The following is a 20,569-nucleotide window of genomic DNA, read 5'->3' on the forward strand; positions in this document are numbered from 1 at the left end:
AAAATTTAGTCGAGTTGAGTCGTCCAGCTATTAATAGTGAAATTTTTGTTTTGCTGCTCGATATAAAGGTTGCCAAACAAAGGCGATACATAAACCAACAACGAAACACATCGCTAAGGTTCCTAAGGCAGATTTATCTTTTACGCCATCGTTTGCCGCAATATATTGTCCTAGGCCAGTAACATCTATTGATTTTTTGCCCCATTGAATGCTTTCTGCTGCGATATCAGCGTTCCAAGCAGCACCAGCAGCGTTAATAATTGCTGTAATGAGGTAAGGTAAAATAGAAGGGATCAAAAATTTTGTCCACCATTGCCATTTAGATAATTTAAAAAGTTTGGTTACGTCACGAATATCATCAGGGATGGCTAAGTAGCCAGCAATTACATTAAAGAAAAAATACCATTGGCAACCAACCATGATGAGTGGTAAAATCCACCATTCTAATTTGTTGAAGCCCATACTAATAATCAACACAATGAATGGAGTATAAACATTTGACGGAATGGAGCCTAAAATTTGTCCAATCGGTTGAACGATACTTAAGCGCCGATTATCATTCGCAACCCAGATTGCTAAGGGAGTAAAGATAATGCCAGCAACGACCATAGCCAAGGTAACCCGTAGCGTAGTATAAAGTGTTAATCTAGGAATCATGCTGAAATCTTGATGGGGCAAAAAATGATAGAGCTTAATAGAACAATAAACCCCAATAATGGTTAAGCTGACATACCATAATGTTTTGAAGAAATGGCGTAATTTTGCTAGTAATCGATAGAGATAGTCTAGCTTGAAAAAGTACCAAACTTTTGGTAAATCGTAAATCCAAAAATGACTGAATTTCACAAAAGCTTTTGAAAAGTATTTCGTTAAAGTTGCTTTTTTTAATAAATGATAAATGATGGATTTAGGTGGCGTCGTACTTTCGACATCTGTTTCATATTTAAAATAATAAGTGGCTCGAACTAAAGGTTGAAAAACTAAAAAGTTTAAAATCACCACATTGATTAATAAGGCAAAAACAGCCCATAAACAGGATTTAAAGTCGGCTCGATTTAATGCTACTTGGATATAAGAACCAATTCCTGGTAAATAAAGGTTGGTTTCTTTAGGAAAGGCAACAGAAGCTTGTTCGCTGGCCACCAAGGCAAACCAAGCCGCAGTTTGAGAAATAATAACGTTCCAAAGTAAGCCAGGAATTGAGTAAACAAATTCAAGACGCCAAAATTTTTCCCAAGCATTGTACTTGAACTGATCGGTCACATTCACTAGATCTGAAGGAATAACTTCCATTATTTGATAAAGAGTCAACATGATGTTCCAAGCTTGACCTGTGAAGATGGCAAAAATAGCAACCGCTTCTGCGCCCATCACATTTCCTGGAAATAAACCAAGTAACCAAGCAGTTGTAAAGGTCAAAAAACCTAGCAATGGAACAGATTCAAGGAAATTAACTAATGGTAAAATGACTCTTCTTGCTGTTTTATATTTTACGGCTAAAATACCAAAAACAAAGGAAAACAGGAAGGACCAAGCCATACCCACAATCATTCGAAACATGGTTCGAATTGAAAAGTAAAAAAGATTTGATGGAGATAAGAAATCATCTGTTTTACTTGGTGTTGCGAGGAATTCTTCTGAGGGAAGGGTGTGGAGAGGGCGATTCATTTTTAGCCAAGAGAAGACGATGATAAAAATGAAAATGCCTAAAATGATGAGCAAGGTAAGATTCCCGATACTTTTAGCAAGTAGGGTATTTTTCTTAGATGATGCAGTGACAGCTTTCAATTTAAAAACCTCCAATTAATCATATTAAAGAGGTCGCCGAATAAAAGAAGAAGATTATAGGGTAATCACAATAATTGAGCTTTGGCTTTCTGAGACGTAAGAAAAAAAATTCTAGTTATCTTAGGAAAGCCTTAATTCGACAATCCCTGCTTTACTCGTTACTGTCTCTCGACATTTCCGAGCGATAACCTGTGTTCTTCAGAGTAACCTCACCTAATATGATTCTATTTGATTTACATGCTTATCATACTCGTGACTAAAAATAAAACAATTTCTAGCTGGTTATACCTGAATTACTGTTTGTTGTTATTCTATTCAATGATTCTTAAAAAGATTGCCCACATTCTGTTTTTTTAGGGGAAAATTATCAGATGAGTATGTTATGTAACCCGAGGTTAATAGCGTAGGATGTTGTATTTTTAGTTTGTCTCGTTTACTGTTAAAGATGTAAGTAGTAACTATAAGTGAATGGCTAAAAAAATTAAAAGTAATCTAGCACCTAAATTAAACAACAAAGAAATTTGTTCAGAAGAAAGGAAATTATGATGATTATTTGGTTAAACGGTGCGTTTGGAGCCGGAAAAACGACCATTGCACATGAGTTACAACAAAAACTTCCCAATGCAATCATTTATGATCCAGAAATTATTGGTAGTGCATTGATGGAGTTAGTTCCCGAAGAAATGAAAGAAAATGATTTTCAGGAGTATCAGGAATGGCGTTGCTGGAATGCTCATTTATTAAAACGAATGTCCAAAGAGTCTGGACGGCCGATTATTGTTCCAATGACCCTTTATAAAAATGAATATGAAGAAGAGCTGATTGGATATCTGAGACGAGCAGGCATTGACGTTTATCATTTTTTGTTAGCGGTCGAGAAAGAAGAAATTTTACAGAGATTATTGAAAAGAAATGATGGAACTTTTGAATGGGGGAAAAATAAGTTGCCCGAAGTACTTGAAGGTTTTCGTCAGATTCAGTTTACCGAGATTTTTAGAAATCATTCAGCTGACACGACAGAAATTGTAGCAACCATTCTTAATAGAATAACCGAATAAAAATAAAATAAGGGACCTAAGCCGAAATGACTTAGGTCTCTTATTTTCTACTTCTTAAGATAATCAACTACCAGCTACCCTGATTTCTTCAAACTTTAAGACCGCACATTTACGACAATCTATTTTTACACTGTCAAAATTTTCTTTCAAGTCTTGCATTTTGTTATTTTTAGCAGTATATTTTAGGTGTACCTAAAATATATTAGAGGTTAACCTTCTGACAGGAAGGGCCTTTTAAAATTATTGCAAAACGAAAGAAGGAATTGAATTGAAAAATTCAGAAGAACATGAACCAAAGCAAAGACATCATTTGATTGAATATGCAAATGGTCCTTCGCTTGAAGAAATTAATGGCACCATCGACGTGCCTAAAAATATGAGTTTTTGGAAAACGTTATTTGCTTACTCAGGTCCAGGAGCATTGGTAGCAGTGGGGTATATGGATCCAGGAAACTGGTCTACTTCAATTACTGGGGGACAAAATTTTCAATATTTATTGATGTCGATTATTTTAATTTCCAGTTTGATTGCAATGTTGCTCCAATATATGGCTGCTAAATTAGGCATTGTTTCACAGATGGATTTAGCACAAGCGATTCGTGCTAGAACTAGTAAGACGTTAGGTATTGTATTATGGATTTTAACAGAGTTAGCAATTATGGCTACAGATATCGCTGAAGTTATCGGGGGCGCAATTGCCTTATATTTATTATTTCATATTCCTTTAGGTCTGGCTGTCTTCATTACGGTATTTGATGTTTTACTTTTGTTGTTATTGACAAAAATTGGTTTTAGAAAAATTGAAGCTATTGTTGTTGCTTTAATTGTTGTTATTTTTGTGATTTTTGCTTATCAAGTGGCATTGTCAAATCCAGTATGGGGAGATGTAATTAAAGGGCTGGTTCCTAGCGCAGAAGCTTTTTCTACATCACATGCGGTGAATGGGCAAACGCCATTGACAGGTGCATTGGGGATTATTGGTGCAACAGTGATGCCTCATAATTTGTATTTACATTCTTCTGTTGTGCAAAGTCGTAAAATTGATCGTAAAGATAAAACCGATATTCAACGCGCTTTACGCTTTTCAACTTGGGATTCTAATATTCAATTAACGATGGCATTTTTTGTTAACTCTTTATTATTGATTATGGGTGTGGCCGTTTTTAAATCCGGCAGTGTCAAAGATCCTTCATTCTTTGGTTTGTTTGATGCTTTATCAAATCCAGCGGTTATGAGTAATTCTATTTTAGCGCATATTGCAGGTTCTGGAATTTTATCAATTTTATTTGCGGTAGCCTTATTGGCATCAGGACAAAATTCAACAATTACAGGAACGTTAACTGGTCAAATCATTATGGAAGGGTTTATTCATATGCGCGTACCAATTTGGTTACGTCGGATGGTCACACGTTTGTTATCTGTTATTCCTGTCTTAATCTGTGTTTTAATGACCAGCGGAAAAAGTACAGTGGAGGAGCATATTGCGATTAATAATTTAATGAACAATTCACAAGTTTTTCTAGCATTTGCTTTGCCATTTTCGATGTTGCCTTTACTGATGTTTACAGATAGCCGTGTTGAAATGGGTGAACATTTTAAAAACTCGTGGTTAATTAAATTGTTAGGCTGGGTTTCTGTCATTGGCTTAATTTACCTCAATATGAAAGGCTTACCTGATCAAATTGAAGGATTTTTCGGTGATAATCCGACAGCGAGTCAAATTACGTTAGCCGATAATATTGCCTATGTCATCATAGCACTCGTCATCCTCTTGTTAGTTTGGACGGTTGTGGAATTATATAAAGGCGATAAACGATATGCACAGCAACTTGCAGCTATGGAGCAACAAGTAGAGGAGGTTAAATAATGAAATTTTCAAAAATTATGGTTGGTGTTGAAGAGTCGCCAGATGCGTTAAAAGCATTTCATTATGCTATCCAAAAAGCAAAAGAAGAACAAGCTGAATTGGTTATTGTTTCGATTTTAGAAGAGAAAGAGATTAATGTTTACCAATCGTTAGATAAAAATTATTGGCAAGAACAGTTGGCGAAATTAGAGAAACAAACGGAAAAATATCAACAAGAAGCGTTAGCGAATGGCATCGATAAAGTAAGTGTAATTGTCAATGAAGGGAACCCAGGAGAATTAATTATTAATAAGCTTATTCCTTTGAATAAACCAGATTTGTTAATTATTGGCTCCAAGTCAACTAGCAAATTAAAAAGCTTTTTTGGTAGCCAAGCAGCTTATATGGCTCGATATGCCCCAATTTCTGTAATGATTATTCGCTAACAAAATTGAAACAGTTAAAAAAGCCGCCACGATTTACTATTCGTGGTGGCCTTTTTATAGTAATTTTTGTTTATATAAATAAACAGCCAAACTTAGTTGTAGCGAACTATCAGGAAATTCTAAAGTTAAGTGAAGAATCTCTTCTATTTTTTTTAAGCGGTAAATAATTGTATTACGATGTACATACATATTTGTGGCAGTCAACGAAATATTTTTATTCGACTGAAAGTAGGTGTTGATGGTTTCTAGTAGGGAACTTTCATGTTTTTGATCTTCTTTTTCTAATGGTTCAATCAATCGTTGATATATTTTTTGTTTGGCTTGTTTGGTCAGGGTTTCGATCATTAAACGATAAAAAAAGAGGTCGTCATAATTCAAAATAGTTCGTTGTTGTAATTCTTGACTTGCTTGTGCTAAGTGGAATGTTTCTTGTGCTAATTTATAAGAATCACACAGATTGGTGATTTTTTTGACAGTTGGCCCAATCGCTAATTTAAATGATAATTTTGGATTCAGTTTCATTAGTTGCTCTAGTAAATTCTTGGCAAGATGAGTGGTTTGTGCAAGGTAGGTGGCTTCCTCTTGCGCTGGATTTTCTAGTAATAAAATAAAGCCAGTTTGTGTAGGAAAGGCAGTAATTTTTTGTCGATATCCTTCTAAAATATGATTCAATTGATGGCCAATGCTATTCATTTGAATAGTCGGATTAAACAGTTGTTCCAATTGTTCAATGGCTACAAGCAAGAGACTAAATGTATCTTTTTCATTTAATTGCAGATAATTACTAAATTCTTGCCAAGCTTGAGGATTGGTATTTTTCTCTTGGATAAGGTCTTGAAACAGCGCCCCGATCTTTTGCCTCGTTGTTAAATTTTCCGAAGATTCTAATTGAAGTTGTGGTAAAAGGTAGTGAGCGCAGACCTCCACAGATAATAAATCAATCGTCTGTAATTTTTTGGTAGTTTGCCAAATCACTAAGTAAGATAAGCTGAGATTTTTCTTTTTGATGGGTAAAATTCGCAAAGATAACTGATGGTTCGCTAAGGAAAATTCAACAGTCAATGGTTCTTTATAAAATAATAGGAGCTCATTGTTCTGGGCTTTTAAAGCTGTCTCAAACTGTTTTTTGAGAGTCGCGTTGTTTAAAATACTGGTGATTCTTGTTGGCGCATCAGGTAAATCAAAATGATTCATAATCTGAAAACGCTCGTCTAAAAGCATTACAGGCGCTTGAATCGCGGCACTTAATACTTCCAGTAATTGGGTACTTTTTCCGCCAGCTTTGATAATTGTATAAAATTTATTATGCATATGAACAGAATGTTGGCTAATCGTTTCGTCAGGTTGATTGACTCGGCGATTGACCAATGAAATAATTTGAGAAAAGTTGTAATTATAAGGGATTGAGAGAATTGGTAATCCGACGTCATTCGCTAATTGGATCATCTCTTGTGGAACTTCATTGAAATAGCGTTGGACTTTAAAGCCTAGAGCAGCGCAGTTCATATTTGCTAGTTCTTGAATAAGACGTTTTTGCAAGCAAGGCTGATCTTTGAAAATATAGCCGGTAGTTAATAAAATTTCTCCTGGCGTTAACCAGTCAAAAGCATCAGGATTTTCTAAAATATTTGCTTGTAGAATTGGCGCATCTAAATTGGTCTCGTGCGTCAATAAGGTTAAACCAGGTAGTTCTTCTGCATGGAGTAGATCATTGACCGTCATCATTAGCAAGGCCTCCTTTTGTATGAATTATCTAAAAATTAAGTGTATTTATTGTAAGATGTTACAAAACTATTTTAGGGAAAATAAGGTATCCTTATACTAATAGAAAAAAGTTCCAAGTCATCACGTGATTGGTAGTCACAAGTGACCAAATAAGAACAATCAGCGCTTACAACCTATAGAAACGCATCGTTTAAAGATATAGCAATAGTATACTTAATTTTTAATGCTTTTACTATTGTTTCAGCTACTTTAAATTTCTCAAGTATTTCTATAATCTGTAAGTTTTTTGAGACTCTTATCAGATATGCTTCTTTTTCTATATTTTATCAGAAAATTCTGGTAACTTTGAAGGTTATAGTTTGTAAAATGGAGGGATCGGTATGAAGAAATTAAAAATGTTAGGATGCGTCGGTTTGCTTTTAGCTTTAACGGCTTGTCAGGCGGGAACGGGAAACTCGGCTGATAGTAACAAAGTAGCGGAACAAAAAATTGCAATTAGTTCTGAAGCGGCTATTTCGACAATGGAACCACACACAGCGGGGGATACGACCTCGACTTTAGTCATGAATCAAGTTTATGAAGGACTCTATGTTTTAGGTAAAGAAGATGAATTAGAGTTGGGGGTCGCTGCCGAAGAACCAGCGATTTCTGAAGATGAAACCGTTTATACATTTAAGATTAGAGAAGATGCCAAATGGTCGAATGATGATCCAGTAACAGCAAACGACTTTGTTTATGCATGGCAACAAGTTGCTTCCCCTAAATCAGGGTCGATTCATCAAGCTTTATTTTTTGATGTCATTAAAAATGCTAAGGAAATTGCTTTAGAAGGCGCAGATGTGAATACTCTTGGGGTTAAGGCGCTAGATGATAAAACGTTAGAAATAACTTTAGAGCGGCCTACCCCTTATTTGAAATCTTTGCTTTCGTTTCCTGTTTTGTTTCCGCAAAATGAAAAATATATCAAAGAACAAGGGGATAAATATGCCACTGATGCAGAACATTTGATTTATAATGGTTCTTTTAAATTGAAAGAATGGGATAATGCCTCTTCCGATGACTGGACCTACGAAAAAAATGATACGTATTGGGATGCTGAAAAAGTTAAATTAACAGAAGCGAAAGTTTCAGTAATTAAGAGCCCAACGACAGCGGTGAATTTGTTTGACTCGAATGAATTGGATGTAGTGAATAAGCTAAGTGGTGAATTTATTCCTGGTTATGTTGATAATCCAGCCTTTCTTTCAATTCCTCAATTCGTCACATACTTTTTAAAAATGAACAGCGTTCGTGATGGAAAAGAAAATCCGGCTTTAGCGAACAACAATATTCGTAAAGCGTTGGCACAAGCTTTTGATAAAGAAAGTTTTGTAAAAGAAGTCTTGCAAGATCAATCAACGGCTACAGATCAAGTAATTCCTCCGGGACAAACGATTGCGCCAGATGGAACAGATTTCACAAAACTAGCTGCTAAGAAAAATAACTACTTAACCTACGATACAGCGAAAGCAAAAGAATTCTGGGAAAAAGGGAAAAAAGAAATTGGGCTGGATAAAATCAAATTAGAATTTTTAACAGATGATACAGACAGCGCCAAAAAAGCTGCTGAGTTTTTCCAATTTCAATTGGAAGAAAATCTAGATGGATTAGAAGTGAATGTTACTCAAGTTCCTTTTACTATTCGTGTTGATCGTGATCAAACGAGAGACTATGATTTAGAATTATCTGGTTGGGGAACCGATTATCGTGATCCATTAACAGTTATGCGCATCTTTACTTCGGATAGTACCTTGGGCGGCGTAACGTTCAAGAGTGATACGTATGATCAATTAATTCAAGAAACTAGAACAACACATGCGGCTGATCAAGAGGCTCGTTTAAATGACTTTGCTCAAGCACAAGATATTTTGGTGAATCAGGAAACGGTTTTAGCACCAATCTACAATCGAAGCATTTCTGTATTAGCTAATCAAAAAATCAAGGATCTGTATTGGCATTCATTTGGACCTACGTACAGTTTAAAATGGGCTTATGTTAACTAATTGAATGAAGGTAGGAAGGGGTTTGTCATGCTTTTAAAAAACTGTAAATTAGAAACAGGATTTTCTACTGTGAATCAGCGAATTGTTGCGACAGAAACAGCTAGCTATGATATTCGAATTGAAAACGAGGTCTGTACTGCGGTCGCACCGCAGTTAAGGTCTTTAGAGAACGAAACAGTTATCGATGTGAATCAGCAACTCGTTTTACCTGCTCTAAGAGAAATGCATATTCATATTGATAAAACGTATTTTGGGGGACCTTGGAAGGCCTGTCGTCCACTAACGAAAGGAATTTTAACACGTATTGAAGAAGAAACTTGGCTGTTACCTGAACAATTACCAACTAGTTTAGAACGTGCTTGCCAAGTTATTGAGCAGTATATTCAACAAGGCCATTATCATATTCGCAGTCATTGTAATGTAGATCCATCTATTGGAACGAAACATATTGAAATTACTAAAGAAGCATTTAGTCGATATGAACAATACATTACTCATGAAATTGTGGCTTTTCCTCAACACGGATTACTCCGCTCACAAGTCGAACCTTTGATGCGCGAAGCCTTACGCATGGGGGCAACTCATGTCGGCGGCGTTGATCCAGCCCTTGTGGATCGTCATGTGGATCATTCAATCGCAAAAATATTTGAATTAGCTACCACATTTAATAAAAAAATTGATGTTCATTTACACGCCCGTGATACTTTGGGACTTTATGAATTTAATAAATTTGTTGATTATACAGAACAAGCAAAGATGTTTGGCAAAGTTACTTTAAGTCATGCTTTAGCCTTAGGGAGCTTAGAAGAAGCAGCAATTAGAGACATTGCGCAAAAATTTAGCGAAACAGGGATTGATTTGACTTCGACTGTACCAATTGGAATGCCCACCATGCCGATTCCAACCTTGGTTGAACAAGGTGTTAAGATCTCCGTGGCTCATGACAGTTTGACGGATCATTGGTCGCCTTTTGGCAGTGGCAATACAATAGAAAAATTAAATACAGCCGCTCAAAGATTTAAAATTAGCGATGAGTATCGCTTGAATCGTTTATGGGGCTTAGCGAGTAATTTTGTAACGCCTCTTGATCCTAACGGGCAGCGAGTTTGGCCTAATGTCGGCGATTCTGCAGATTTCCTACTATTTAATGCTGAGAGCACTGCTCACGTGATTGCACGCCAACAGCCAATCCAACAACTGATACTAAAAGGACAACTGGTTGAAGCCGTTCAAAAGGGGGAAAAAGAATGACAGCATCCATTGTTTATTTGAATAATGTTCGTTTAGAAACTGGTTTTGCTAAAGACCACCACGAATTAACGTATACTAAAACCGCACGCTATACTTTAGCGATTCAAGAAGGCAAAATCCAAGCGATTATTCCGCAAAATCAAGTCACTGAAAAGCAACAAGGCACTGATTTAAACGGACAACTGGCTATTCCCGCTTTTCAAGAGAGCCATAATCACTTAGATAAAACCTACCTTTCATTAGGCTGGCGTGCTAGCCAACCTGTTAAAAATTTAAAAGAGCGTTTAGCAGACGAAGCCAGTGAACTTAAATTGTTAGCTCCGTCAACAGAACAACGAGCGACGGCCATGATTGAAAAATTGATTGGTTATGGAGCCTCTTATATTCGGACACATGTCAACATTGATCCTTATGTAGAACTAGAAAACTTCTGGGGCGTCAAAAGAGCCTTAGAAAAATATGCGCATGTGATTGATTATGATATTGTTGTCTTTCCACAGCATGGATTATTAAAAAATCCCCAAACGGTTTTACTCATGAGAGAAGCCCTAAAAAATGGTGGAACAATGGTTGGCGGTTTAGATCCTGCAGGCATTGATTATGCAATTGAAGAATCTTTAGAAACCATTTTCGATCTGGCAGAAGAATTTCAAGTAGGAATCGATATTCACTTGCATGATACGGGGGAAGTGGGTGTTTATACAATTGATAGATTTTTAGACATTTTGGAAGAACGAAAATTTACTCAGCGAACCGCTATCAGTCACGCCTTTGCGCTGCTAGATGTACGACCAGCAGAAAAAGAAAAACTATACCAACGCTTGGCAACGCATCAAACGGCGATTATGTCTACAATTCCCTATGATCCTCGTTATTTATTGCCACCAATTGATGTGTTACGCCAAACTGGTGTATCGGTTCATTTAGGTAGTGATGGCTTTTTTGACTCTTGGAGTTCTAATGTTTCAGGTGATTTATTTGAAAAATTACGTAATTTTTGTGAAATGACAGGAAAGATTACAGAAGAGCAACTTACTCAAGCTTACGTCCATGGCTGCGGCAAAGAAGCACCTTTTTCATTTGAAGAAGAACGTCTTTGGTTTACAGAAGGCGACGAAGCAAACTTTATCTTTACAGAAGCAGCTTCTACAGCAGAAGTGATTGCTAGAAAACCGCAGAAACGCCAGATTATGTTGAAAGGACAATGGGTTTAACTTGCTTTAAAATTAGGTAGAAATAGAATGCTAAAAAGCCAAACAGAGGAAACAGGGTTCAGCTCTGAGCAACGCATAGTGTCAGTCCTGCGGTTACTCGTCACAGTTTAATCCTTATAAAGTGCTTCTGCTCACAACGTGGATCAGCGTTTCAAGTTTGTTTGTCTCACTTTAACATAGCACTTTTGCGTATCTTCCTTTATAATAAGACAAAATGAAGGAGATGAACCAAGCATGACTGAACAAACGAGAGAAAACAAAAAAGCAGCCTACGAATTGTGCTTACAACAATTGAGCGGTTTGTTAGAAATAGAAACGGATGCTATTGCAAATTTAGCAAACTCGTCCGCGTTAATTGCACAAACATTACCAGATACCGTTTTTGCTGGGTATTATTTATATAAAGATGAAGAATTAGTTTTGGGGCCTTTTCAAGGGAAAGTCTCTTGTACCAGAATTAAAATGGGCAAAGGTGTCTGTGGTGAGTCCGCGGAAAAACAAGCTACATTGATTGTTGATAACGTGAAGACACACGCCAATTATATTTCTTGTGACTCAGCTGCGATGTCTGAAATCGTTGTACCGATGGTAAAAAATCATCAATTGGTCGGTGTTTTAGATATTGATAGTGGTGTAACAAATAGCTATGATGCGGTTGACCAACTGTATTTGGAAAAATTTGTTACCTTGTTACTAGAAAAATCAGATTTTTAAGCAGACTATTTTTGCTTTCTGACAAATCATGAGAAAATAAAGTATAAAATTTGATCATGAAAGAAGGTGAGTCATTTGTTAGAGTTGTATATAAATTTTAAAGGTGAAGCAAAAGAAGCAATTGCGTTCTATGAAGATGTTTTTGATACAAAATGTCAAAATTTAATGACTTTTGGCGAAGCACCTGAGGATCCTGAGCATCCTATAAACGACGAGATAAAGGATTTAGTGATGAACGCAAGTATCATTATTGAAGGAACCTATGTAATGATTTCAGATGTTCCTGATATGTTTGGTTTTGAAGTTACGGAAGGAAATAACCTTTCGCTCGTGGTTAGCACAGATGATGATGAAAAAATTGATCGCTTATTTAAACGATTATCTGAAGGTGGCACTGTTACAATGCCATTATCTGAAACTTTTTGGTCCAAAAAGTATGGTTCCCTAAAAGATCAGTTTGGCATCCATTGGATGTTTAATTATTATGAAGAAGATTAAAATAAAAAATCCCCAATCCGTTATTTTCATTGGATTGGGGATTTTTTATTCATGAAAGAATTGCTTCTTAGCGATTTGATACTGCCGTTGCTTTTCTGTCCAAAATTGCTGATCGTTTTCATCAATTTTGCGAATGACTTTTGCTGGATTACCTCCAACAATCGTGTTGGCAGGAACGTCTTTTGTAACCACAGCACCAGCAGCGACAATAGCATTTTTTCCAATTGTAACGCCAGGTAAAATGGTGGCACTTCCGCCAATCCACACGTTATCTTCAACAATAATTGGCGTCCCGAATTCTAATTCTGCAGTTCGAATCGTTGGATCAATTGGATGGCCGGCAGTATAAAAACTAGCACGAGGGCCAACCATGACATTATCACCGAAGATGATTTTGTTTACATCTAAAAAAATGCAATCCATATTTGCATAAAAATTTTCTCCTACCTCAATATGGCGACCGTAATCTACATAGAGGGGTGGGGTGATATATAACTCATTGCCAGTTTTTCCTAATAATTCTTTTTCTAGGGCCACAATTTCTTTCACATTATCGATAGGAAGTTGATTGATTTTTTGAGCTAACACCTTGCCTTTTGTTGAGTTATTTTCGGGTAAAATGGTGGGGGCGTAATATAATTCACCTTTTAACATTTGCATATAATCAAAGTCATTTTGTTTCATGTAAGCGCTCCTTTAGGCTTTTTCTCTATTGTATCAAATCAATACAATAAGTCGAGGAATATGTAAAATAAAAAAGGACAGATAGCAAAATAGCCTTGCTTATCTATCCTTTACCTAAGGTTATCCAATTTTTTTAACTCTCCCGCCAATTTTATCTGCTAATTTTTGTGCTTCTTTTTCAGAGTGGTAAACTAAACAACCTGATTTATCTCGCGTACGTTTGCCATCTGCAGTTAAATAGCCATGAAAAAATTTGATTGCATACATAGACATCACCGCCTTTCTAATTGAAAATAGTGTAAATGGAGCGATTAAAAATGTCAAATAATAGAAGTGCTCTTCTTAACCATTCTTATCTTTTTTAGTTCGAAGATAAGCTTGGTTAAGAGCATCTTTTCACTTAATAAATTAGTTTGAAACGGGTCGTTGAGTGAAATTCCTGTTCAGGTGAGAGGGTGATAGAACCGAACAACGGAAATCTTTCAGCACCAGGACAGACTTGGGTTTCAAATGTGAGCGCTCCGTGATTGACTAATTTTTGCCCTTGAATATCGGGACCGTTATCAGCAAAATTTGCTGAAAAAATAACAACTGAAGGTTGATCAGTGAACATCTCTAAGGTGATATCTTTAGTAGGACTTTTTAAGATAACATCTGGGTTAATTAAATCATGATTGGTTAAGATGAAAGGGTGATCGAAGCCGTTCATCTTTTGGATTTGTTCATCGTTACTTGAAAAAACCTCAGCTAATTTTTTAGGTTTTTGTAAATCAAAAGCTGTCTGGTCGACGGAAGCTAATTCTCCAAGCGGTAAAACTCTTTCATCAAGCGGGACAAACTTTTGGGCATTTATTTGTAACTCATGCGCATCAATGGGAATTGCAGGATTTCCAGTTAAATTAAAGTAGACATGATTGGTTGGATTAAAAAGTGTTTGTTCATCTGTAGTTGCCTGATACTCAATTTGCCATTCATTTTCTTCAGTCAATGTATACGTGACTGAAACAGTGAGATTTCCAGGAAAACCATTTTCACCAGCAGGACTCTCTAGCCAAAATTTCACAGAAGGATTCGCTTGTGCCTCTTGGATTTCGCTGTGCCATTTTTTACTTTCAAACCCAGGTGTGCCGCCGTGAAGTGTTGTTTGAGTAGGAGTATTAATCATCGTTTGATACGTTTTACCCGCTAGTTTAAAGAAGCCATCGGCAATTCGACCAGCTGTTCGACCAATTGTTGCACCAAAATATAAGTCTTTAGACAAATATTCATCTGCTGAGGGAAAGCCTAGCACGAGTGATCGGGATTCATTTTTTGTAAGAGGAACGTCGAGCGCAACAATTCGCGCACCAAAATCTGTTGCTTTTAAAGTCACACCATTTTTATTCGTCAGTGTGTAAAGAAGCATTCCTTGTCCAAATGATTCAGTTGAAATAGTCAAAATAATCAATCCTTCCTTCAAGTAAATATTTAGTAAATTTAATTTTTTTTTTTAGATTATTTAAATAGTCGAAAAGAAACACTAAGAAAATAAATCTTTATTTAATTGTATTGTACACGTTTTCAACCGAAATGACAATTAAGGAAATATTAAGTAAATATTTGCAAAAGTTTAGTAAATATTATACAATTTGTTTACTAGTGAAAGGAGCGATTAGTGATGGAAGAACTGTTAATGAATCGATTTGTAGAAATATTTGGTGAGAAAGGGACAGCCTGTTATTTTGCCCCTGGAAGAATTAATTTGATTGGTGAACATACAGATTACAATGGCGGTCATGTTTTCCCAGCGGCTATTACGTTAGGGACATTTGGTGTGGCAAGAAAAAGAGACGACCAAAAAATTCGGATGTTTTCTGATAATTTTAAAGAGGTTGGTCTCATCGAATTTTCATTAGAAGATTTAACCTATTCAGATTCAGATGATTGGGCAAATTATCCTAAAGGCGTTTTAAATTACTTGATTGAAAGCGGACACAATATTGATTCTGGCTTAGATGTGCTCTTCTACGGTACGATTCCTAATGGTGCTGGCTTGTCTTCTTCTGCTTCTATTGAACTTTTAATGGGAACGATCTGTAATGATTTATATGCTTTACACTGTCCAATGCTTGAATTGGTGCAAATCGGTAAAAAAGTGGAGAATGAATTTATTGGAGTTAATTCGGGAATTATGGACCAATTTGCCGTAGGAATGGGAGAAAAAGATCAAGCTATTCTACTAGATACCAATAATATGCACTATGAAATGGTTCCCGCCAAATTAGGTGAGTATACGATTGTCATTATGAATACTAACAAACGCCGTGAATTAGCAGATTCAAAATATAATGAACGCCGTGCAGAATGCGAAGAAGCCGTTCGTTTGCTTCAAAAAGAGTTATCTATTGAATTTTTAGGTGAATTAGACAGCGAGACATTTGAACAATATCAAGCATTGATTGGAGATCCAACGTTGATTAAACGAGCGCGTCATGCCGTCACAGAAAATGAACGAACTTTATTGGCAAAACAAGCGCTAACTGAAGGGGATTTGGAAGAATTTGGCTTATTATTAAATGCCTCACATCGTTCGCTAAAAGAAGATTACGAAGTAACTGGCATTGAGTTGGATACCTTAGTGGCTTGTGCGCAAGAACAACCAGGCGTTTTGGGCGCACGGATGACTGGTGCAGGGTTTGGCGGTTGTAGTATTGCTTTGGTACCAAAGCAAAATATAGATGCATTTATTGAAGCTGTTGGCCAGAGTTATCAAGATAAAATTGGCTATGCTGCTGATTTTTATCCTGCATCAATTGATGATGGTGCCAGAAAGTTATTTTAGAAAGGAAGGCTTTAAATGTCTATTTTAGTATTAGGTGGCGCAGGCTACATCGGCTCACATGCCGTCGATCAATTAATTTCAAAAGGCTATGCCGTTGTGGTTGTTGATAATTTATTAACGGGGCATCCTTCAGCAGTTCATGAACAAGCGACTTTCTATGAAGGCGATATTCGTGATAAAGCTTTTTTACGTAGCGTCTTTGAAAAAGAATCAATTGAAGGTGTGTTGCACTTTGCGGCCAATTCTTTAGTAGGAGAATCCGTGGAGAAACCGTTAATGTATTTCAATAACAATGTTCACGGCACTCAAATTGCCTTGGAAGTCATGCAAGAATTCGGAGTGAAACATATTGTTTTTTCTTCCACAGCGGCCACTTATGGCGAACCAAAAGCAATGCCTATTACAGAAGAAACCCCAACGAATCCTAAAAATCCGTATGGGGAAAGTAAATTAATGATGGAAAAAATCATGAAATGGTGCGACAACGCTTATGGAATGAAATATGTTGCTTTGCGTTATTTTAATGTTGCAGGAGCAAAAAAAGATGCCTCAATTGGTGAGGATCACACGCCAGAAACGCATATTGTGCCAATTATTTTACAAGTGGCATTGGGCCAACGAGCAGAGCTAAGCATTTTTGGGGATGATTATGATACACCAGATGGCACGTGCATTCGAGATTATGTTTACATTGAAGACTTGATTGCAGCACATATTTTGGCTTTAGAATACTTGAAAAATGGCGGCGAAAGTGACGTCTTTAACCTGGGTAGCAACAACGGCTATTCTGTTAAAGAAATGTTAGATGCTGCTCGCGAAGTGACAGGTCAAGAAATTCCTGCGACAATCGCGCCACGCCGAGCAGGGGATCCTAGTACGTTAATTGCTTCTAGTGAAAAAGCCAAACGAGTTTTAGGCTGGCAACCAGAAGTAACTGAGGTCAAGGACATTATCGCCACCGCTTGGCAATGGCATGTGAAACATCCTCAAGGCTATAATGAATAGGAGAACATCAGATGATGAAAGAAAGTAGTAAATGGATTGCTGCATTTGTAGAGATAATCATAGAAAATGGCGATTGGACGGAAACAGACCGTTATTATTTGACGAATCGGATTGCCAAACTAGTTGGCTGTGATTTTTTTGAACAACCAGAAGCGGTTGCTTGTGAGCAAGAACCGTTGCGTGTGGTGGAACATCTTTTAAACATTGCACAAGCCAATCACCAAATCGATGACTCAATTACGGAAGCAGAACAACTAGAAGCGGAGTTAATGGATTTTATTACGCCGACCCCAACCACTATTAATCAGAAGTTTATGGACTATTATCAAGAGTCTCCACGAAAAGCAACGGATTATTTTTATCAGTTATGTAAAACGAATAACTACATTAAAACGAAAGCAATCGCCAAAAATATTATTTTCCCAATGGACTCACCCTATGGTAAACTAGAAATTACCATTAACTTATCGAAGCCAGAAAAGGATGCTCGAAAAATTTTGGCTGAAAAGAAAATGAGTCAAAAAAAATATCCAGCGTGTATGTTATGTATGGAGAATGAAGGTTATTATGGCCGTGTGAATTATCCAGCACGGACAAACCATCGGATTATCCGACTAAATTTAGAGGACGAAGCTTGGGGCTTTCAATATTCTCCATATGCTTACTATAATGAGCATGCGATTTTCTTGGACCAACAACATCGAGAAATGAAAATCGAGAAAAAAACGTTCCAGCGGCTCCTTAAAATTACGGAGTTATTCCCTGAATATTTTGTGGGCTCTAATGCAGATTTGCCAATTGTTGGTGGTTCTATTTTATCTCATGATCATTACCAAGCAGGACGTCATACATTTCCAATGGATTTAGCACCAATGGAAAAAAGATTTTCTTTGAAAAAATATCCTGAGATAACTGCGGGTATTTTAAAATGGCCGATGTCTGTGATTCGTCTTCAAAGTAATCATCAAGAGGAACTAGTTGAGGCAGCCGAATTAATTTTGACCAAATGGCGCAATTATTCTGATGAACGAGTCTCAGTTCGGGCCTATTCAGAAGATGGCACACCGCATCATACGATTACGCCAATTGCCCGACGCAAAGGGTCATTATTTGAATTGGATTTAGTTTTACGAGATAATAATGTTTCGGAGGAATTTCCAGATGGCATTTTTCATCCACATCCAGAAGTACAACATATTAAGCAAGAAAATATTGGCTTAATTGAAGTAATGGGACTAGCTATTTTGCCACCAAGGCTGGCACAAGAATTAAGAGAAGTCGAAAAGTATTTATTAAAGCAACCCAATCAAATTGCTGAAAGTCATCGAGCTTGGGCGGATGAACTCAGTCAGCAAACCATCACTGAAGCCAATGTCAAAGAAGTGATCCAACAAGGAATTGGGACAATTTTTGTTCAAATTTTAACAGATGCCGGCGTCTTTAAACGTGACGAAGAAGGTCGTCGTGCTTTTGAACGATTTATTCAATGTATAGAAAATGATTAGTTTGAGGTGAGGAACATCGTAACCATTAAAGATATAGCAGAGCAAGTCGGTGTTTCTTCAGCGACAGTTTCGAGAGTTTTGAACTATGATGAAACATTATCAGTTAGTGATGAAACGAAGAAGAAAATATTTGAAACAGCAGAAACGTTAAATTATAAAAAGCGAGCCAGAAAAAAACAAGCAGGAAAAAAGAAAATTCGGTTTGTCCAATGGTTCAGCGATCCAGAAGAACTGGATGATATTTACTATTTATCGATTCGTTTAGGTGTTGAAAAGCGGGCAGAGGAATTGGGTTTTCTTTTAGTCAAAGAATCTCTGACAAACCTGTCTCAAAAAAGATTTGATGGGACAATTGCCCTAGGAAAATTTGATGAAAAGCAAGTGGCGGCCTTAGCCGCCTTAGGCGCACCTCTTCTATTTGTAGACTTTGATGCAATGGCTTTTGGCCAAAACTCCATTGTTGTTGATTTTGCTGGAAGTGTTAAAACAATTGTGCAAGAATTTTTGGCGCAAGGGCATCAGAAAATTGGTATGCTTTCTGGGCAAGAATATACGAAAGAGTCCCGCGTGGCATTGGTTGATCCACGTTTTATCGCTTTTAAAGAAACCTTAAAAGATCTGGACCTTTATCATCAAGAATGGGTTGTCGAAGCAGCTTTTTCTGTTGAAGAAGGCTATCAAGCGATGAAAGACTTTATTGAAAAAGCGGACACTCGTCCAACCGCTTTTTTCGCTGCAAGTGATACGTTGGCCATTGGTGCGATGCGGGCGTTACAAGAAGCAGCAATTCGTGTGCCAGAAGATATTTCTATCATTGGTTTTAATGATATTAGTGTCGCAAAATATGTTTCACCCACATTAACAACAGTCAAAGTTCATACTGAATGGATGGGTGAGCTAGCCGTTGAGACAATGAAAGAGTTATGCTTGAATACCCCACCAGTTCCTAGAAAAATTATTGTCGGAACGGAATTCATTCAGCGAGATTCAACGAAACATTCATCAAAATAACAGCAAAACTTGGAGAGTTTTTTCCAAGTTTTTTGCTCTTTTCTGCTGGTTTTCAACAATCAAGAAAATGGAGGGAAACAGATGCAACCGAAATTAATTATTTTACGTGGTAATTCTGGTAGTGGTAAAACAACGATAGCTAAAGCGCTTCATCAGTGTCTTAAAGAACAATCGTTATTGATTTCTCAAGATGTGGTGCGCAGAGAAATGCTTCGTGTTAAAGATGAAACAGGTAATCTAAGTATTGCTTTGTTAAAACAGTTGGTAGCTTTTGGGTATCAAGAATGCCAGTATGTGATTGTTGAAGGGATTTTTCAAAAAGCCATTTATCATTCCTTTTTTCAGGAAATGAATCATCTCTTTGAAGGAAACGTTCAGGTTTATTATTTTGATATTTCTTTTGAAGAAACGCTGAAAAGACATAGCCAGAGAAACAAGAATCAAGAATTTGGTGTCGTGGAAATGAAACGTTGGTGGCTACCAGAAGATTATTTAGGGCTTGCGGGAGAACAGCGGTTATCTGAACAACTGTCTGAAAAGCAGATTATCAGGCAAATTTTAGCAGATATTCAGTAGTAAGTGCTGCGCTTTTTAGAGAAATGGATGTTGTGGTATGATAAAAAAGAAGGAGTGGTTTCAATGGATTACCAAGAACGATTAAAAAATTTACCACCTGAAGTCATGACAGCTTTTTCAGAATCATTTATTTTTTTAATCAGTAACGATAAAGTTCAACATTTTCCTGCACGAGACTTAACGCAAGCTGAAATGATTCAACGAGTGAAAGAGAAATTAGGTGAAGCGGTGACGTGGTCCTTATGGCAAGGGTTCGTTATTGCTGTTAATTCAGAAAAAACATGTGTTGCTGTTTTGCCCAAATATCATCAACTCGATGGTTTTTGAAAATGAATAAGGGAGCGAAGAATTATTCGCTTCGTTTTATAAAATGAAAACGCTTTTC

General features: G+C 36.9%; 19 protein-coding genes and 1 riboswitch. Of the genes, 14 read left to right on the forward strand and 5 right to left on the reverse strand.

Translation table 11 applies throughout. The features are described from left to right. Positions 1-30 precede the first annotated feature (30 nt). Entirely contained in the window at positions 31-1,803 is a 1,773-nt protein-coding gene (locus tag IGK27_RS04010) for an ABC transporter permease subunit (protein ID WP_002384764.1), read from the reverse strand. Positions 1,804-1,847: 44 nt separating this feature from the next. After that, positions 1,848-2,016: riboswitch (M-box (ykoK) riboswitch) on the reverse strand. Between the two features lie 314 nt (positions 2,017-2,330). On the opposite strand from IGK27_RS04010, the gene IGK27_RS04015 reads away from it, so the two are divergent. The 3 genes from IGK27_RS04015 (at position 2,331) to IGK27_RS04025 (ending at position 5,138) form a co-directional block, all read left to right on the forward strand. Continuing rightward, entirely contained in the window at positions 2,331-2,846 is a 516-nt protein-coding gene (locus IGK27_RS04015; RefSeq protein ID WP_002384763.1) for an AAA family ATPase, read from the forward strand. Between the two features lie 268 nt (positions 2,847-3,114). Then, the gene (locus IGK27_RS04020; RefSeq protein WP_002382010.1) at positions 3,115-4,713 is read left to right on the forward strand and encodes an Nramp family divalent metal transporter; all 1,599 of its coding nucleotides are present in this window, start codon (positions 3,115-3,117) and stop codon (positions 4,711-4,713) included. Further along, a complete protein-coding gene (locus IGK27_RS04025; protein ID WP_002358161.1) occupies positions 4,713-5,138 on the forward strand; it encodes a universal stress protein in 426 nt (141 codons plus the stop codon). Before IGK27_RS04020 ends, IGK27_RS04025 begins: the two co-directional genes overlap by 1 nt. A 54-nt stretch (positions 5,139-5,192) precedes the next feature. Here IGK27_RS04025 and IGK27_RS04030 read toward each other — a convergent pair whose 3' ends face one another. Then, on the reverse strand, positions 5,193-6,863 hold the full coding sequence (locus IGK27_RS04030; RefSeq protein WP_002358159.1) for a PucR family transcriptional regulator: 1,671 nt from the start codon (positions 6,861-6,863) through the stop codon (positions 5,193-5,195). Positions 6,864-7,243: 380 nt separating this feature from the next. On the opposite strand from IGK27_RS04030, the gene IGK27_RS04035 reads away from it, so the two are divergent. The 5 genes from IGK27_RS04035 (at position 7,244) to IGK27_RS04055 (ending at position 12,582) form a co-directional block, all read left to right on the forward strand. Continuing rightward, positions 7,244-8,905, forward strand: coding sequence for a peptide ABC transporter substrate-binding protein (locus IGK27_RS04035; RefSeq protein ID WP_002358158.1), 1,662 nt, complete (start codon positions 7,244-7,246; stop codon positions 8,903-8,905). Beyond that, a complete protein-coding gene (locus IGK27_RS04040; RefSeq protein WP_002358157.1) occupies positions 8,906-10,156 on the forward strand; it encodes an amidohydrolase family protein in 1,251 nt (416 codons plus the stop codon). It begins immediately after the preceding gene. Then, positions 10,153-11,370 carry an amidohydrolase gene (locus tag IGK27_RS04045; RefSeq protein WP_002358156.1) on the forward strand — a complete coding sequence of 406 codons (1,218 nt, stop codon included), beginning with the start codon at positions 10,153-10,155 and terminating at the stop codon, positions 11,368-11,370. The genes IGK27_RS04040 and IGK27_RS04045 overlap by 4 nt, the downstream gene beginning before the upstream one ends. 234 nt (positions 11,371-11,604) lie before the next feature. Continuing rightward, a complete protein-coding gene (locus IGK27_RS04050) occupies positions 11,605-12,084 on the forward strand; it encodes a GAF domain-containing protein (protein ID WP_002358155.1) in 480 nt (159 codons plus the stop codon). Positions 12,085-12,150: 66 nt separating this feature from the next. Continuing rightward, positions 12,151-12,582: a VOC family protein gene (locus IGK27_RS04055; protein ID WP_002382065.1), complete on the forward strand. Its 432-nt coding sequence runs from the start codon at positions 12,151-12,153 to the stop codon at positions 12,580-12,582. A 45-nt stretch (positions 12,583-12,627) separates the two neighbouring features. Here IGK27_RS04055 and IGK27_RS04060 read toward each other — a convergent pair whose 3' ends face one another. The 3 genes from IGK27_RS04060 to galM all read right to left on the reverse strand — a co-directional run bounded on the left by IGK27_RS04060 (position 12,628) and on the right by galM (position 14,725). Next, positions 12,628-13,266 carry a sugar O-acetyltransferase gene (locus tag IGK27_RS04060; RefSeq protein WP_033626284.1) on the reverse strand — a complete coding sequence of 213 codons (639 nt, stop codon included), beginning with the start codon at positions 13,264-13,266 and terminating at the stop codon, positions 12,628-12,630. A 120-nt stretch (positions 13,267-13,386) separates the two neighbouring features. Continuing rightward, on the reverse strand, positions 13,387-13,533 hold the full coding sequence (locus tag IGK27_RS04065) for a hypothetical protein (protein WP_002384758.1): 147 nt from the start codon (positions 13,531-13,533) through the stop codon (positions 13,387-13,389). A 133-nt stretch (positions 13,534-13,666) separates the two neighbouring features. Next, positions 13,667-14,725, reverse strand: coding sequence for a galactose-1-epimerase (gene galM / locus IGK27_RS04070; RefSeq protein ID WP_308726316.1), 1,059 nt, complete (start codon positions 14,723-14,725; stop codon positions 13,667-13,669). Between the two features lie 198 nt (positions 14,726-14,923). Here galM and IGK27_RS04075 point away from each other — a divergent pair, with 198 nt between their 5' ends. The 6 genes from IGK27_RS04075 to IGK27_RS04100 are packed head-to-tail and all read left to right on the forward strand — an operon-like array spanning position 14,924 to position 20,511. Beyond that, positions 14,924-16,087 carry a galactokinase gene (locus IGK27_RS04075; RefSeq protein WP_002382071.1) on the forward strand — a complete coding sequence of 388 codons (1,164 nt, stop codon included), beginning with the start codon at positions 14,924-14,926 and terminating at the stop codon, positions 16,085-16,087. A 15-nt stretch (positions 16,088-16,102) separates the two neighbouring features. Beyond that, entirely contained in the window at positions 16,103-17,092 is a 990-nt protein-coding gene (gene galE, locus IGK27_RS04080) for a UDP-glucose 4-epimerase GalE (protein ID WP_002363665.1), read from the forward strand. Between the two features lie 14 nt (positions 17,093-17,106). Further along, on the forward strand, positions 17,107-18,597 hold the full coding sequence (gene galT, locus IGK27_RS04085; RefSeq protein WP_174089818.1) for a UDP-glucose--hexose-1-phosphate uridylyltransferase: 1,491 nt from the start codon (positions 17,107-17,109) through the stop codon (positions 18,595-18,597). Positions 18,598-18,603: 6 nt separating this feature from the next. Continuing rightward, positions 18,604-19,608 (forward strand): LacI family DNA-binding transcriptional regulator, encoded by a 1,005-nt coding sequence (locus tag IGK27_RS04090; protein ID WP_016615650.1) that lies wholly within the window; start codon positions 18,604-18,606, stop codon positions 19,606-19,608. Positions 19,609-19,617: 9 nt separating this feature from the next. Then, on the forward strand, positions 19,618-20,184 hold the full coding sequence (locus IGK27_RS04095) for a kinase (protein WP_174089814.1): 567 nt from the start codon (positions 19,618-19,620) through the stop codon (positions 20,182-20,184). 27 nt (positions 20,185-20,211) lie between these two features. Next, a complete protein-coding gene (locus tag IGK27_RS04100) occupies positions 20,212-20,511 on the forward strand; it encodes a hypothetical protein (protein ID WP_002384750.1) in 300 nt (99 codons plus the stop codon). Positions 20,512-20,569 lie beyond the last annotated feature (58 nt).

This window comes from Enterococcus sp. DIV0236 (genome assembly GCF_050558525.1).
Taxonomy (GTDB): domain Bacteria; phylum Bacillota; class Bacilli; order Lactobacillales; family Enterococcaceae; genus Enterococcus; species Enterococcus faecalis.

Coding starts and splice junctions, on each gene's coding strand:
- IGK27_RS04050 (WP_002358155.1), top strand. CDS start 11,605: ATGACTGAACAAACGAGAGAAAACAAAAAAGCAGCCTACGAATTGTGC.
- IGK27_RS04025 (WP_002358161.1), top strand. CDS start 4,713: ATGAAATTTTCAAAAATTATGGTTGGTGTTGAAGAGTCGCCAGATGCG.
- IGK27_RS04030 (WP_002358159.1), bottom strand. CDS start 6,863: ATGATGACGGTCAATGATCTACTCCATGCAGAAGAACTACCTGGTTTA.
- IGK27_RS04100 (WP_002384750.1), top strand. CDS start 20,212: ATGTTGTGGTATGATAAAAAAGAAGGAGTGGTTTCAATGGATTACCAA.
- galE (WP_002363665.1), top strand. CDS start 16,103: ATGTCTATTTTAGTATTAGGTGGCGCAGGCTACATCGGCTCACATGCC.
- IGK27_RS04015 (WP_002384763.1), top strand. CDS start 2,331: ATGATGATTATTTGGTTAAACGGTGCGTTTGGAGCCGGAAAAACGACC.
- IGK27_RS04035 (WP_002358158.1), top strand. CDS start 7,244: ATGAAGAAATTAAAAATGTTAGGATGCGTCGGTTTGCTTTTAGCTTTA.
- IGK27_RS04075 (WP_002382071.1), top strand. CDS start 14,924: ATGGAAGAACTGTTAATGAATCGATTTGTAGAAATATTTGGTGAGAAA.
- IGK27_RS04060 (WP_033626284.1), bottom strand. CDS start 13,266: ATGAAACAAAATGACTTTGATTATATGCAAATGTTAAAAGGTGAATTA.
- galT (WP_174089818.1), top strand. CDS start 17,107: ATGAAAGAAAGTAGTAAATGGATTGCTGCATTTGTAGAGATAATCATA.
- IGK27_RS04065 (WP_002384758.1), bottom strand. CDS start 13,533: ATGTATGCAATCAAATTTTTTCATGGCTATTTAACTGCAGATGGCAAA.
- IGK27_RS04045 (WP_002358156.1), top strand. CDS start 10,153: ATGACAGCATCCATTGTTTATTTGAATAATGTTCGTTTAGAAACTGGT.